The organism is Aeromonas sp. S41-2 (assembly GCF_027705845.1).
GTDB classification, from domain to species: Bacteria; Pseudomonadota; Gammaproteobacteria; order Enterobacterales; family Aeromonadaceae; genus Aeromonas; species Aeromonas hydrophila.
On the sequence record NZ_JAPDCG010000001.1, the window covers coordinates 841811 to 854273 of the forward strand.

Consider the following 12463-nt stretch of genomic DNA (forward strand, 5'->3'; position numbering starts at 1 on the left):
GCCTTTTTTCAGGATACCCGTTATGAACCCGGCACCACTCTACCTGCTGGCACCCCTGGTGCTGTTTATCGTGACCCTGTTGCTCTATCGCATCTCGCCGCTGCGCGCCGTTGCGGCCGGCAGCGCCCGCTGGTTTATTCTGCCGGCCTTCACCCTCTTCATCCTGCTCATCATCATCAATGGTGCGGCAGACCCGAGCCTGCGCAACCCTGCCTTTCACTGGCTGATGCCGGGGCTCGGCTTCGCCCTCAGCCTGTTCCCGGCCCTGCCCAAGGCGCTGGTGCCGCGCCTCGCCATCAAGGAGGGAGCCTTCGCCGCCCTCGGCCTGATGCTGATGAGCCTGGCCATGGTCTACTGACCGGCTCGCCCCTGATGCGAACATGACTCAAGGGGCACTCTGTGACGGGGGCCCCTTGTACAAACAATGGCCTGCAGGCATCTTGGGGGGAGGATAGCCAGCAAGGAGGCCAAATGGACAATCCGCCCGATTTCATGGCGCAGTGGGATTATCGGGATCCCGCCGCCAGCGCCCTGCGTTTTCATGCCCTGTTGCCCGAGGCGCGCGCCGCCGCCGATCTGCAGTACGAGCTGGAGCTGCTCACCCAGATAGCCCGCACCCATTCGCTGCAACGCCAGTTTGCCGAGGCGCACCAGCTGCTCGACGAGATAGGCCCCCGCCTCACCGACGCCACCCCGCGAGCTCGCCTGCGTGCCCTGCTGGAGCGCGGCCGTACCTTCAACTCCGCCGGCGACAAGGCCAGCGCCAAGACGCTGTTTGAGCAGGCCTGGCAGCTGGGGCTCAAGCACAAGGAGCTCTATCTCGCCATCGACGCCGCCCACATGATCGCCATCGCCGCCCCGCTGGAAGAGCAGAGCCGCTGGCATCAGCTGGCGATGGAGCTGGCCGAACGCAGTACCGATCAAAAGGTGCGCGGCTGGCTCGCCACCCTCTACAACAACCAGGGCTGGACCCTGTTCGAGCTAGGTCGTTTCGATGAGGCCAGAGGCTTCCAGCAAAAATGTCTGGCCTGGCACGAGCAGCACAACAACCAGGCCAAGGCGTTTATCGCCCGCTGGAGTCTGGCCCGCCTGCTGCGGGCCCAGGGGCAGCACGAACAGGCGCTGGCCGACTTGATGCAACTGAAGGGCGATATGGCGGCCGCCGGGGTGGCGGAGGATGGCTATCTGTTCGAGGAGCTGGGGGAGAATGCGCTGGTACTGGATGATCCGGCTGCGGCCGAATACTTCTCCCGCGCCTGGTTCCTGCTCTCGCAGGATCGCTGGCTCAAGGCCAACGAGGCCGAGCGGCTGGCCCGCCTCAAGCTCCTCGCCAAGCTCTAGCGAGCGCCCCCCACAAACGCAGCGGGGCGGCCCATTGGCCGCCCCGCACATTTATCCCGGGGAAGGTAACCCCCTCCCGACACCGGCCTCACGCCAGACTCGCCTCTTCCCAGCCCTGTTTCTTGCGATAGATGGTGGAAGGGCTTATCTCCAGCAGCGCCGCCGCCTTGGGGATGTTGCCATCACAGCTGGCGATGGCCTGCTCTATGGTCTCTTTTTCCACCAGCCAGAGCGGGCGGATCGGGGCATTGGCCACCACCACGGCACCGCTGCCGGTCGCTGCCGCAGCGGGGATCGCCGCCAGCAGGCTGGCACGACTGCCGTTGAGCGGGGGCGGCAGGATGTCGGGGCTCACCAGCTCGCGATCGTTGAGCACCACTATGTTGCGCACCACGTTCTGCAGCTCGCGCACGTTGCCGGGCCAGGGGTAATCGAGCAGCACCCGCGCCGCCTCGGCATCGAAATCCTTGAAGCGCTTGTTCTCTTCCTTGGCATAGCTCTGCAGCAGGGTTCGCGCCAGCAGCAGTATGTCCTCGCCACGCTCGCGCAGCGGCGGCAGACTGAGGGGGATGACGTGCAGCCGGTAGTAGAGATCCTCGCGAAAACGCCCCGCCTTCACCTCCAGCAGGGGATCGCGGTTGGTGGCACAGACGAAGCGTACGTCGACCGTCTCCAGCTTGCCGCTGCCGACCCGTTGCAGGGTGCCGGTCTGGATGAAACGCAGCAGCTTGCTCTGCAGGTCCAGATCCATCTCGCAGATCTCGTCGAGAAACAGGGTGCCGCCATCCGCCAGGCTGGCCGCCCCCTTGCGATCCCCCTGCGCGCCGGTGAACGACCCCTTCACGTGGCCGAAGATCTCGCTCTCCATCAGGTCGTGGGGAATGGCGGCACAGTTGAGGGCGATGAAGGGCTGCTCGCGACGGGGGCTGCACTGATGGATGGCCTCAGCGCACACCTCCTTGCCGGTGCCGCTCTCGCCGGTGATGAACACGGTCGCCTTGCTCGGTGCCGCGCTCTCGATGATGCGATAGACCGCCTGCATCGGCATGGAGGCACCGATGAAGCCGGCAAACGAGCTGCGCTCGAAGTTTTCACGGTACTGGGCCACCAGTGAGCTGAGCTGCTGGTGCTTGAGGGCATTGCGTGCGGTGGCGCACAGCCGCTTGCCGTCGAACGGCTTGGTCAGGAAGTCGAAGGCACCGAGCCGCATCGCCTCCACCGCCACGTCCACCGAGCCGTGGGCGGTGATCACCACCACCGAGCAGGGCAACTGTTGTTCGGTGATCTGCTGCAGGATGTCCATGCCGGACATGTCGGGCAGCTCGAGATCCAGCAGCACCACCGGCGGCGGGCTGCTCAGCAGCTGCGCCAATGCCTGCTGGCCGCAATCGGCCCGCAGCACCTCGTAGCCATCCTGGGCCAGATACTGTTCATAGACCACCGCCAGACTGCGGGTATCTTCCACCAACAGGACTCGAGGTTTGCTTTCAGCCACGGGAGCCATCCTTGCAATTGATTTTGTTGTCTATTTCGGGTGTCGTTCGCCATGTTAGCACAGTTGGCGATACTCTCTTTTATCCCGCCATTCGGGCGGAGTTACAAGTAAAAACGGCTCCCTAAGGAGCCGTTTTTTCAACGTTTTCCGCTTACTTCTTGGCGTTGTCGCCATCGGCAGCCGGCTTCTCGATAGCCAGCAGCTCAACGTCGAATACCAGCACGGCATTGGCCGGGATGGAACCCGCACCGTGTTCGCCATAGGCCAGCTTGGACGGCAGGAAGAACTTGAACTTGGAACCGACAGGCATCAGCTGCACGCCTTCGGTCCAGCCCGGGATCACCTGGTTGAGCGGGAAGGTGGCCGGCTCGCCGCGATCGACGGAGCTGTCGAACTTGGTGCCGTCGGTCAGGGTGCCGGTGTAGTGGACCTTGACGATGTCGGTGGCCTTCGGCTTGGCGCCGGTACCCATCTTCTCGACCTGGTATTGCAGGCCGGATTCGGTGCTCTTCACGCCCTCTTTCTTGGCGTTGGCAGCCAGGTACTCTTCACCCTTCTTCTGGTTTTCCACGGCATCCTTGTCAGCCTTGGCCTTGGTCAACTCGTTGATCTTGGCGTCGTACTGCTGCAGAACCTTCTGGATCTCCTCGTCGGTCATCTTGGCTTCTTTGCCCAGACCATCGGTCACACCCTTGAGGATGACGCTGTTGTCCAGCTTGATGCCGAGTTCCTGCTGACGTTCCAGGGTATTGGCGATATAACGACCCATGGAGAGGCCAATTGCATAGCCGGATTGCTCTTCAAAGCTCTTGGCTTCAGCCTTGGGGGCCTCTGCCGGCTTGCTGGCTTCTGCCTTGACCTCTGCGGTATTCGCAGCAGTCTTCTCGTCTTTTTGGCAAGCAGTCAGACTCACGGCAACTGCCGCGGCCAACAGGGACACCTTCAGAAAATTGTTCATCAGTTTCTCCAAAACTCTAAATACCGCTCTCGGTTCCTTCGTGAAATGAGAGGTTTATCGTGATAAGCGCCTTATACTAACGCCGTGATCGCAGGTAACGAAAGCATGAGACAGGAAAAATGATAAAAAGTGCCATTTATCTCGTCGCGATTTGCCTGATACTGACAGGCTGCGAACAGAGCTCATCGCCGGACCGACAACTGACCCTCGCCAACCAGGGGCTGCTGAGCGCCGATCTGACCAGCGACGGCAAGCAGGCCATCGTCTCCAGCCTGAGCCAGGGCACTGTGGTGTGGGACCTGGAACAGGGCAAGGAGCGCTGGCGCTGGCGCCAGTCCGACAATCCGGACAACTTCATCATCATCACCCGTTTCTCGGCGGACGACAGCCACGCCGTGACGGCCACCCCCGACAACTTCGGGATCTGGCGCCTGCAGGATGGCCAGTCGCAAGGCTACTATTCGCTTCCTGAATCCAGGCTGAGGGACATCGCCCTGTCGGCCGATGGTCGCCAGGTGCTGATCGGCCGGGAAGACGGCAAGGCGGAAGTGGTGGATACCCGCACCGGCCGCCGGCTGCAGTTTCTCGGCCACACCGAGCAGGTCAACACGGTGGATCTCTCCCCCAATGGCCGTTACGCCCTCACCGGCGGCAACGACTACAGCGCCTACCTGTGGGATACCCGCTCAGGCCAGGTGGTGTGGCGCTTCAACCACGCCGGTCGGGTGGTGCTGGCCCGGCTCGACCCGAGCGGACGACTCGCCTTCACCGCCGACAGCCGCCAGGCCAGCATCTGGGATCTGACAACCGGCAAGGAGCTGAGCCGGCTGCAGTTCGATCACCGCTTCGAGGTCTACACCGCAGCGCGCTTTGCCAACGACGGCAAGTGGCTCATCACCGGCGCCCCCTCCCGCCAGCTCTCCCTGTGGCAGGTGAGCGACGGCAGCCTGCTGCAGAGCTGGCGCGTCTCGCCCCATCCCAGGGTGAAACCGCCGAGCGCAGTGGTCTACGGCGTGGCTTTGCGCGACAATAGCCACCTTGTCAGCGCCAGCTCCAGCGGCCTGGCCGAAATCTGGACTATCAAGTAAGGACCAAAAGGCCCATGAGTCAGCAATTAAACGATCGCCTCGAAACCCTGGAAAGCCGCCTCGCCTTCGCCGAATACACGGTGGAGCAGCTCAACGACGAGGTCACCACCCAGGGCCGCGAGCTGGATCGGCTCAAGCATCAGATCCAGCTGCTGGTGGACAAGCTGCAGAGCGTGCAGCCGAGCCAGATCGCCAGCATGGCCGAAGAGACCCCGCCACCGCACTACTGATGAGTGCCAGCCATAAAAAAACCCGCGCCAGGCGCGGGTTTTTTTATCATCGGCAATGCCGTGATCAGTGCTGATGGCCCTTGCCACCGCAACCGCCGCCACCGCAGCAGCCGCCGTGACCGTGGTCGTCGCCGTGGTCATGACCGTGATCGTGGCCGTGATCGTGGCCGTGATGGCCACCACCGCAGCAACCGCCGTGCTCATGACCGTGGTCGTGATCATGGTCGTGGCCATGATCGTGACCGCAACCACCGGCACCGTGAACGTGGCCGTGGGCCAGCTCTTCGGCAGTGGCGGCGCGCACGTCCTTGATCTCGACCTTGAAGCCCAGGGTTACGCCAGCCAGCGGATGGTTGCCATCCACCTTGACGAACTCTTCGGACACTTCGATCACGGTCACCGGGCGGTGGCCGTCGTCGGTCTCGGCCACAAAAGTATCCCCTTCAGACACTTCCATGCCGTCGAACAGCTCGCCGGGCACTTCCTGCACCAGGTTCTCGTCGTACTGGCCATAGGCCTGCTCCGGCGTCAGGGTGACGTCGAACGCCTCGCCCACGCTGCGCCCTTCCAGCTCGGCTTCGAGGCCGGAGACCAGATAACGGGTACCGTGCAGATACACCAGAGGCTCTTTACCGACAGTGGTGTCGATGACTTCACCGTGTTCGTCGGTGACCGTGTATTCCAGCGTAACCACGCTCAGGGGAGCTACTTTCATGTCAGGGATCCTGCGGATAGAAAAAAACGGGCCCAGAATACCTCAAAAAGGCAGACAAGCATATGGTCGGTCCGGCTTCAGCGTGATGAAAAAGTCATCAACAGCGGCCAGCCTGACCGGCGTGCCATCACCTTGAGGCCGCCACTCACTCGGGACGAAACACGCCGATTACCTGTTCCGTCTCCCGGGTCACCTTGTCCACCTCGACCTGGGTCTGTACCTGGGTATCCCCGCACTCGACACAGGTCACCTTCTCGACTCCATGCTCCATATACAGCATCATAGTGTCCATTTTGCCGCACGCCGGGCAGACCGCACCGGCAATGAAGCGTTTTTTACGTCTGGTTTCCATTTTCGTTACCTCCAGGCAGCATCATATCAGGGTTTTTACATGCATCACGCCATCGAATATCAGCATTTTTCCACTTCGCATCTGCAAGTCGGTGCCCGCAAGCGCGTGCCGGTGGGTCAGCTGCTGCGGATCACCCGGGGCGCGGCGCTGCTGCGACTCGGCGCCCATGAGTGGCTGATGCCGACGGGAGGCCACTTCTGGCTCTGTGCCGATGCCCTGGCCGCATTCACCCCGCTGGCGGGCTGCCAGCATGATCTGCTGACCTGCTCGGTACGCGTGGAGCAGCCAGAGCGGGCGGGCTGGCTGCAGCCCACCCCGCTGCTGACGGCGCTGCTCGACGGCCTGGCCCAGTGGCAGCGCCCCCGCGACTGGCAAGGTGCCTATGGTCACCGCTTGCAGGTGATACTCGACGAGCTGCCGGCCTGCCCCATTGCCTCCCAGCCAGACAATGCCCTGCAGGCCGCCTGGCAGGCGTTGGCAAACGGTCAGGAGGGCAGTGATGCGGCATGGCTGCAATGTCTGGCGCAGCGTGACCTCAGCGACCCGGCGCTGGCGGGCGACGCGCTGCGCGCCCAGTGGCAGCTGCTGCAGGCGGTGCGGCAGCTCAAGAGCGGCAGCCAACGCGCCCAGGTGGTGAGCAAGCTGGGCTATGGTGATGAAGCCGCGCTCGCCCACGCCTGCCAGCAGTGGCTCGGTACCCCGCTGGAGGCGTTGCAGACGCGCTGAACGCCCCGCCCATGAGGGCCCCAGGCAGTGCGCACAGGTGCGGATTGCGGCAATAAATGGATGAAATGAGTCCAGTTTTGCGGCCAATGGTCGTTAATAACCACAAGGCCATTTCTTCTATAATCCTTTATGCTAGGGGCCTGAATTGACTGATACCGTTTTGACTCACAGGACATCTGCCATGAAAAGCAAGGCCAACCAATCCCAGGGCATGTTGCTGTTTCATCTCTCGGCCAAGCAATCTTTCGCCATCGGCACCCTCAAGGTGAAAGAGATAGTGCCCTACACCCAGCTGACGGCCATGCCGCACTCGCACCCGACCGTGCTCGGCGCCGCCAGCATGCGTGGCACCACCATCCCGGTGATCGACATGGCCATGGCGGTGGGTTATCGCCCGATCAGCAAGGAAGAGATGCCGCACTGCTTCATCATCATCACCGACTGCCGCCGTACCCTGGTGGGCTTTCTGGTGCGCGGCATCGACAAGATCACCGAGTGCAACTGGCGCGATATCGAGCCGCCGCCCGCCACCCTCGGCCACAACGTGTTCGTCACCGGCGTGACCCGGGTCAATGACCAGCTGATCCAGCTGCTGGACGTGGAGCTGATCCTCTCCCGAGTCTATCCGGACGACCCCAGCCACCTCTACCCGGTGCTGACCGACGTGCAGCGGGAGCGGATCAAGCCGATGCGGATCCTGCTGGTGGATGACTCCTCGGTCGCCCGTCGCCAGCTGATGGCGGCACTGGACTACATCAACATCCCCTACGAGGTGTGCACCAACGGCAAGGATGCGCTGACCCTGATGCAGACCCGCGCCAGCCAGAAGACCCCCATCGACATCCTGGTGAGCGACATCGAGATGCCGGGGCTCGACGGCTATGAGCTGGCCTTCGAGGTGCAGAGCGACGCCAAACTGGCGGGCGCCTACATCATCCTGCACACCTCGCTCTCCAGCGAGATAAGCGTAGAGCGGGCTCATCAGGTGGGCGCTCACGAGGCGCTGACCAAGTTTGAAGCCAACGAACTGATCCAGGCCATGCTGCGCGGTGCCGAGCACCACGACAGCCTGCCGGCCTGATCCCGACGGCGAGAAGCCCGGCTTCTCGCCGTTGCCTTTTCTGTCCCTGTCACCCCGCGGACCCAGCATGCTGATCGAAAGCCACTTCCACGCCCCCTGGTGGGCGCGCAATCCCCATCTGCAAACCATTTTGCCCAAGTGGCTGCGCCGGCAACCGGCCCGCTTCGTGGCGGAGCGCTTCGAGCTGGCGGATGGCGACTTCGTCGATCTCGCCTGGAGCGGCGAGATCAGCCGGGATGAGCGGCCGCTCATCGTGCTGTTTCACGGGCTGGAGGGGAGCATTCACTCCCACTATGCCAAGGGACTCTTCGCCCACCTGCAACGCCAGGGCAACGAGGCGGTGCTGATGCACTTTCGCGGTTGCAGCGGCGAGCCGAACCGGCTGCTGCAGGCTTATCACTCCGGCGCCATCGAGGATGCCCAAGCGCTGATCGCCGAGCTGGGCCGCCGCTTTCCCGGCAAGCCGCTCGTCGCCATCGGCTATTCGCTGGGGGGCAACATGCTGGTCAATCTGCTGGCGCGCGCCTGCCCGAGCGAGCTTAAGGCGGCGGTGGTGATCTCGGCGCCGCTGCGGCTGGACAGCTGCGCCGATCGGGTCAATCAGGGCTTCTCGCGGGTCTATCAGAGCTATCTGCTGCGCACCATGCGCCACAACCTGCAGCAGAAGATCCAGCGGCAGACGGCGGCCGGTGCCCGCTGGCAGCCGCAGCAGGTGCGCGCCATCGCCACCCTGCGCGACTTCGATGAGCAGGTCACGGCGCCACTGCACGGTTTTGACAGTGCCGATCACTACTATCAGCGCTGCTCTGGCCTGGGCATGCTGGCACGGATCCCCATCCCCACTCTGGTGATCCACGCCGCCGACGATCCCTTCATGACCGAGGCGGTGATCCCGCAGGCCGAGCAGCTCTCACCCATGGTGCGCTACGAGCTGAGCCGCCAGGGCGGCCACGTGGGCTTTCTGCACGGTACGCCCTGGCGGCCGCGGTTCTGGCTGGAGGAGCGGATCAGCCAGTGGTTGCGAGAGCAGACTCAGGGGGCGAGCCGGTAGCCGTTGCGGCCAGCCTCCTTGACCTGATAGAGCGCCTCGTCGGCGCGCACCAGCATGTCGGCGATGCCATCCTGCCCCCCGTGCCACAGGGCGATGCCCTGACTCACGGTGACCCGATCCGACACCTCCGACAGCGCATGAAGGATGCCTCGCCCGGCCAGCGCGGCGGCAATGCGTTTGGCGATGGCGCTGGCGGCCAGCGCATCGGCACCGGGCAATAACAGTACGAAATCCTCCCCGCCATAGCGGGCCACCACGTCAGTCGGCTGGCGAATGGCCTCGCGCAGGCAGTCGGCCACCGCGATCAGGCAGTTGTCCCCCTGCAGATGGCCGTAGTGATCGTTGAAGCGTTTGAAGAAGTCCACGTCCAGCAACAGGATGGCAAACTCGCCGTGCTGCTCTCTCGCCTCCTGCAGGATCTGCTCGCCGACGTTGTCGAAATGGCGCCGGTTGGCCAGCCCGGTCAGCGGATCCCGCTTGGCCATGGCATCGAGCTGGCGGGCTAGGGTCAGATTCTCGTGCTCACGGGACACCGCCAGCTCGAACCAGCCGTTGAGCATGCGCCTGCCCGTCTCCAGCATGATGATGAGACAGCCCACCGCCATCCAGTGCACCGCCGGAAACGGCACCTTGACCAGCAGCGCTTCCAGCAGCAGAAACAGCAGCGGCGGGGTGCTGAAGCAGTAGAACAGCCGCACCTCGCAATAGAGCGCCACCAGCGCCGTCATCAGCAGCATACCGATGAGATCGAATGCCAGGCTGAAACCGCCTCTCAGCTCGACCAGGGCGATGGCGTAGCCGAGCAGCGCCCAGCCAATCCCCCACAGCAGGGCTCCGGCACGCAGGCAGGGCTGCCAGATGGCGGGGGGCTGGCGGGAGAGCCAGTGCCAGAACAGCGGAAACGACAGGCAGGCCAGCGTCATCAGCACCAGCTGCACCTCGTAGCTCCAGGGCAGTACCCGGGCCACCACCAGATGGGCGTCCTGATAGACATAGAAGCGCGCCAGCAGGAACAGGATCGCCAGCTGGTTGACGGCCCAGAACCAGCGCAACCCCTTGCTCAGGGCGTGGCGACGAGACTCATACAGATGGTGAGCGAGGTGGCTGGAGAGACGACGTTGTTCATCAGAGAGCATGTTCATACCTGCTTGCTGCCATATAAATCCCTTGCGCTTGCTGCCGACAGATAGACAATACCCGCTCTCTGGTAACGGAAGATGAAACCATGATTATCCCCTGGCAAGAGCTGGATGCAGACACCCTCAACAACCTGCTCGAGCACTTCGTGCTGCAAGAGGGCACCGAGTACGGCGAACATGATGTCAGTCTGGCCGACAAGGTCGCCGATGTCAGGACACAGCTGCAGCAGGGGCTGGCCGTGATCGTTTACAGCGAGCTGCACGAAAGCGTGAACATAGTGCCCAAGGCGACCCTAGACCGGGCTCAGGTGGACGATATACCGTAATAGCCGGCCCATTGCCATCCCGATCTGGGTCTTGCCAGCCGGGCCGACACGATGGCGGCACCAACCCGACAGTTCCCGCCGGGCTGGCGCGCCCTTTTCAGAAAATAAAAATGGCCTTCCGCACTGGCGGAGGGCCATTTTTATTGTGAGCAGAGTGCGCTCTGCCGGATGTTATGCATTGATTGGTGCCCCGCGGCAATATGCTGCGGGGAAATAGGCCATATAAATACCGGTTTAATTAATAGTGGCGAGCCATGCAGAGAACCTGGCCATAGCGGCAATATAAAATTAATAAAGTGAATCAGCTCACAATATTAAATAAATATGACAAGGACGCTCACCGACAATAGTGACGAAAATAGTCTTGTTCAGCGTGAAGATATGCCGCACTGCCATGGCACTGAAACTTGGTGGCAGCGTGGCATGGTCTTTTTATTTCATTACCGATTCGCCCCGCCCAATGGCGTAGTAATGAAAACCATGATCTTTCATCCGGCCCGGATCAAACAGGTTGCGGCCATCGACGATCAGCGGATGGCGCAACGCCTGCTTGATGGCGGCAAAATTGGGGGCCTTGAAATGGTTCCACTCGGTGCAGATCACCAGGGCATCCGCACCAAACAGCGCCGCCTCCTTGGTGCCCATCAGCCGCAGCTTGTCACAGTTGCCATAGATCTGCTGGGCCTCCTGCATCGCCTCGGGATCGTAGGCCTGCACAGTCGCCCCGGCCTGCCACAGCGCCTCCATCAAGGCCCGGCTCGGCGCCTCGCGCATGTCGTCGGTGTTGGGCTTGAACGCCAGCCCCCACAGGGCGATGGTCTTGCCGGCCAGGCTCTCCCCTTCGGCGCAAAAGAACGCTGACAGCAGCTGAAACAGCCGCGATTTTTGCAATTCATTGACTCGCTCCACCGCCCGGATCAGCGGCGTGTCGTACTCCAGCTCCTGGGCCGTGGCCAGCAAGGCTTTGACATCCTTGGGAAAACAGGAGCCGCCATAGCCACAACCCGGGTAGATGAACTGATAGCCGATGCGCTGATCCGAGCCTATCCCCTGGCGCACCATCTCGATGTCGGCGCCGACCCGCTCGGCCAGTCCGGCCATCTCGTTGATGAAGCTTATCTTGGTGGCCAGCATGCAGTTGGCGGCGTACTTGGTCAGCTCGGCGCTGCGCACATCCATGAACAGGATGCGGTCGTGGTTGCGGTTGAATGGCTCGTAGAGCTCGCGCATCAGCTGGCGGGAGGCCTCGTTGGCGGTGCCCACCACGATGCGATCCGGCCGCAGGCAATCCTGGATGGCGGAGCCCTCTTTCAGAAACTCGGGGTTGGAGACCACGTCGAAGGCGAACGACTGATCCCGCTGCTGCAGGATGGCGTTGACCCTGGCGGTCACCTTGTCGGCGGTGCCCACCGGCACGGTCGACTTGTTGACGATGATGACGGGCCGATCACGATACTGGGCGATGGTCTCGGCCACCGTCAGCACGTGGCTCAGATCGGCGGAACCATCTTCCCCCGGTGGCGTGCCTACCGCCAGAAACTGCACATCGCCGTGTTTGACGGCCAGCACGGCATCCGTGGTGAACACCAGGGAACCGCTCTTGATGTTGCGCTGCAGCAGGGATTCGAGACCGGGTTCATAGATGGGCACCTGGCCATCCATCAGGGCTGCCACCTTCTGTTCATCGACATCGACACAGATAACCTGATGACCGACGTCGGCCAGTACGGTGGCCTGAACCAGGCCCACGTAGCCACTTCCAAATACAGTAATGTTCATATTGATACAACCAAAATGTCAGAGAAGATGTAATTTGGAAAAACAAGAGTTGGGGGGGGTTATAAATATTTATCACATTACCTAAGATGACCGCACCAGTTAATTGTTACCAGCTGTTTCTGGACCATTGCAGGCCCGCTTTTATATACGTTATGTTGAGTGCAATTTTTGGGGCTGCCCGC

The 12463-nt window shown here is 62.3% G+C and carries 14 protein-coding genes; 8 read left to right on the forward strand and 6 right to left on the reverse strand.

Going from position 1 to position 12463, the window contains the following annotated elements; translation table 11 throughout:
* Window positions 1-22: 22 nt before the first annotated feature.
* Together OKC44_RS03860 and OKC44_RS03865 are read left to right on the forward strand one after the other, a co-directional pair.
* A complete protein-coding gene (locus tag OKC44_RS03860; protein ID WP_005303968.1) occupies window positions 23-358 on the forward strand; it encodes a hypothetical protein in 336 nt (111 codons plus the stop codon).
* A 113-nt stretch (window positions 359-471) separates the two neighbouring features.
* The gene (locus tag OKC44_RS03865; RefSeq protein WP_270811143.1) at window positions 472-1341 is read left to right on the forward strand and encodes a tetratricopeptide repeat protein; all 870 of its coding nucleotides are present in this window, start codon (window positions 472-474) and stop codon (window positions 1339-1341) included.
* 88 nt (window positions 1342-1429) lie between these two features.
* Here the strand turns inward: OKC44_RS03865 and OKC44_RS03870 are convergent, their stop codons facing one another.
* Window positions 1430-2836, reverse strand: a complete 1407-nt coding sequence (locus OKC44_RS03870; RefSeq protein WP_043159586.1) for a sigma-54-dependent transcriptional regulator — start codon at window positions 2834-2836, stop codon at window positions 1430-1432.
* A 151-nt stretch (window positions 2837-2987) separates the two neighbouring features.
* Window positions 2988-3794: an FKBP-type peptidyl-prolyl cis-trans isomerase gene (gene fkpA, locus OKC44_RS03875; protein ID WP_011704938.1), complete on the reverse strand. Its 807-nt coding sequence runs from the start codon at window positions 3792-3794 to the stop codon at window positions 2988-2990.
* 119 nt (window positions 3795-3913) lie between these two features.
* On the opposite strand from fkpA, the gene OKC44_RS03880 reads away from it, so the two are divergent.
* Both OKC44_RS03880 and OKC44_RS03885 read left to right on the forward strand, forming a co-directional pair.
* Complete coding sequence (locus OKC44_RS03880) at window positions 3914-4882, forward strand: WD40 repeat domain-containing protein (RefSeq protein ID WP_270811147.1); 969 nt, start codon at window positions 3914-3916, stop codon at window positions 4880-4882.
* Between the two features lie 14 nt (window positions 4883-4896).
* Complete coding sequence (locus OKC44_RS03885; protein ID WP_011704936.1) at window positions 4897-5112, forward strand: SlyX family protein; 216 nt, start codon at window positions 4897-4899, stop codon at window positions 5110-5112.
* Between the two features lie 64 nt (window positions 5113-5176).
* Here the strand turns inward: OKC44_RS03885 and OKC44_RS03890 are convergent, their stop codons facing one another.
* Window positions 5177-5827, reverse strand: coding sequence for an FKBP-type peptidyl-prolyl cis-trans isomerase (locus OKC44_RS03890; protein ID WP_270811149.1), 651 nt, complete (start codon window positions 5825-5827; stop codon window positions 5177-5179).
* A 145-nt stretch (window positions 5828-5972) separates the two neighbouring features.
* Window positions 5973-6179 (reverse strand): YheV family putative zinc ribbon protein, encoded by a 207-nt coding sequence (locus tag OKC44_RS03895; RefSeq protein WP_166463306.1) that lies wholly within the window; start codon window positions 6177-6179, stop codon window positions 5973-5975.
* A gap of 39 nt (window positions 6180-6218) precedes the next feature.
* Here OKC44_RS03895 and OKC44_RS03900 point away from each other — a divergent pair, with 39 nt between their 5' ends.
* The 3 genes from OKC44_RS03900 to OKC44_RS03910 all read left to right on the forward strand — a co-directional run bounded on the left by OKC44_RS03900 (window position 6219) and on the right by OKC44_RS03910 (window position 9037).
* Entirely contained in the window at window positions 6219-6905 is a 687-nt protein-coding gene (locus OKC44_RS03900; protein ID WP_270811152.1) for a hypothetical protein, read from the forward strand.
* 181 nt (window positions 6906-7086) lie between these two features.
* Entirely contained in the window at window positions 7087-7986 is a 900-nt protein-coding gene (locus OKC44_RS03905; RefSeq protein ID WP_011704932.1) for a chemotaxis protein, read from the forward strand.
* Between the two features lie 67 nt (window positions 7987-8053).
* The gene (locus OKC44_RS03910) at window positions 8054-9037 is read left to right on the forward strand and encodes a hydrolase (RefSeq protein WP_270811155.1); all 984 of its coding nucleotides are present in this window, start codon (window positions 8054-8056) and stop codon (window positions 9035-9037) included.
* On the opposite strand, the gene OKC44_RS03915 is transcribed toward OKC44_RS03910, so the two are convergent.
* On the reverse strand, window positions 9019-10179 hold the full coding sequence (locus OKC44_RS03915) for a sensor domain-containing diguanylate cyclase (protein ID WP_270811158.1): 1161 nt from the start codon (window positions 10177-10179) through the stop codon (window positions 9019-9021). The genes OKC44_RS03910 and OKC44_RS03915 overlap by 19 nt on opposite strands.
* An 83-nt stretch (window positions 10180-10262) precedes the next feature.
* Between OKC44_RS03915 and OKC44_RS03920 the strand changes: the two genes are divergently transcribed.
* The gene (locus tag OKC44_RS03920) at window positions 10263-10502 is read left to right on the forward strand and encodes a YheU family protein (protein WP_043165088.1); all 240 of its coding nucleotides are present in this window, start codon (window positions 10263-10265) and stop codon (window positions 10500-10502) included.
* Between the two features lie 432 nt (window positions 10503-10934).
* On the opposite strand, the gene OKC44_RS03925 is transcribed toward OKC44_RS03920, so the two are convergent.
* A complete protein-coding gene (locus tag OKC44_RS03925; RefSeq protein WP_158197888.1) occupies window positions 10935-12281 on the reverse strand; it encodes a UDP-glucose dehydrogenase family protein in 1347 nt (448 codons plus the stop codon).
* Window positions 12282-12463: the final 182 nt, after the last annotated feature.

Bases quoted from the DNA above. Each gene is read 5' to 3' on its own strand.
- OKC44_RS03905 (WP_011704932.1), top strand. From the start codon at position 7,087: ATGAAAAGCAAGGCCAACCAATCCCAGGGCATGTTGCTGTTTCATCTC.
- OKC44_RS03880 (WP_270811147.1), top strand. From the start codon at position 3,914: ATGATAAAAAGTGCCATTTATCTCGTCGCGATTTGCCTGATACTGACA.
- OKC44_RS03865 (WP_270811143.1), top strand. From the start codon at position 472: ATGGACAATCCGCCCGATTTCATGGCGCAGTGGGATTATCGGGATCCC.
- OKC44_RS03920 (WP_043165088.1), top strand. From the start codon at position 10,263: ATGATTATCCCCTGGCAAGAGCTGGATGCAGACACCCTCAACAACCTG.
- OKC44_RS03910 (WP_270811155.1), top strand. From the start codon at position 8,054: ATGCTGATCGAAAGCCACTTCCACGCCCCCTGGTGGGCGCGCAATCCC.
- OKC44_RS03890 (WP_270811149.1), bottom strand. From the start codon at position 5,827: ATGAAAGTAGCTCCCCTGAGCGTGGTTACGCTGGAATACACGGTCACC.
- OKC44_RS03915 (WP_270811158.1), bottom strand. From the start codon at position 10,179: ATGAACATGCTCTCTGATGAACAACGTCGTCTCTCCAGCCACCTCGCT.
- OKC44_RS03885 (WP_011704936.1), top strand. From the start codon at position 4,897: ATGAGTCAGCAATTAAACGATCGCCTCGAAACCCTGGAAAGCCGCCTC.
- OKC44_RS03900 (WP_270811152.1), top strand. From the start codon at position 6,219: ATGCATCACGCCATCGAATATCAGCATTTTTCCACTTCGCATCTGCAA.
- OKC44_RS03860 (WP_005303968.1), top strand. From the start codon at position 23: ATGAACCCGGCACCACTCTACCTGCTGGCACCCCTGGTGCTGTTTATC.
- fkpA (WP_011704938.1), bottom strand. From the start codon at position 3,794: ATGAACAATTTTCTGAAGGTGTCCCTGTTGGCCGCGGCAGTTGCCGTG.
- OKC44_RS03895 (WP_166463306.1), bottom strand. From the start codon at position 6,179: ATGGAAACCAGACGTAAAAAACGCTTCATTGCCGGTGCGGTCTGCCCG.
- OKC44_RS03925 (WP_158197888.1), bottom strand. From the start codon at position 12,281: ATGAACATTACTGTATTTGGAAGTGGCTACGTGGGCCTGGTTCAGGCC.